This window comes from Collinsella sp. 4_8_47FAA (genome assembly GCF_000763055.1).
Lineage (GTDB): Bacteria > Actinomycetota > Coriobacteriia > Coriobacteriales > Coriobacteriaceae > Collinsella.
On sequence record NZ_KN214168.1, the window covers coordinates 1 to 549 of the forward strand.

The 549-nt window shown below is 66.1% G+C and carries 2 protein-coding genes; both read right to left on the reverse strand.

Annotated elements, in window-relative coordinates:
* On the reverse strand, positions 1–317 hold a 317-nt coding region (locus tag HMPREF9463_RS10270), incomplete at its 3' end, for a hypothetical protein (protein WP_035139013.1).
* On the reverse strand, positions 310–486 hold the full coding sequence (locus tag HMPREF9463_RS10990; protein WP_156599998.1) for a hypothetical protein: 177 nt from the start codon (positions 484–486) through the stop codon (positions 310–312). The genes HMPREF9463_RS10990 and HMPREF9463_RS10270, both read right to left, overlap by 8 nt.
* Positions 487–549 lie beyond the last annotated feature (63 nt).

Below are 549 nucleotides of genomic sequence, written 5' to 3' on the forward strand. Positions count from 1 at the left end.
TCGTCGATGTGAGCCCCCCAACAATCGAGAAGGTCTTTGCGATGCTGTTCCGCGCGGGCGGCGCCCTCGATGCGCCCGCACTCATCGGCCTCGCGCTTCGCCTTGGCGTCGGCGCGGCGGCGGCGGTTGACCGCCTCGACGTCCTTTTTCGCCCAGGGGCGCGTCTGCTCGATGTTGTAGAACATCGCGGTCGTGTTTCCGTTCGGGGAGCGCCAAGTGCGCTCCACACCCTTTCCGAGCTGGCCTTTCTTGACATGGCGGTGCTTCTTCTCCCACTGTGCCGCGGTGCGCAGCTCGACGCCGTCAATCTCAATCATGGCGGCTCACCTCCTTGGGCAGATCGCAGTCGAGGTATACGCGCACGTACCTGCTCTCGCCGCGGTTCGGGTACTCGCGGGAGCGCTCCAGAACGCACCCCGCCGCCTGCATCGCGTCGGCGATGCGCTGAACCTCGTCGGGCAGGCCCTCAAGACGAACCCTGACCATGACAACCTCCTTGCCTTGAACCCTGCGCCACCGTCCGTGGCGCAGCCTAAGCGTACGGCTCCG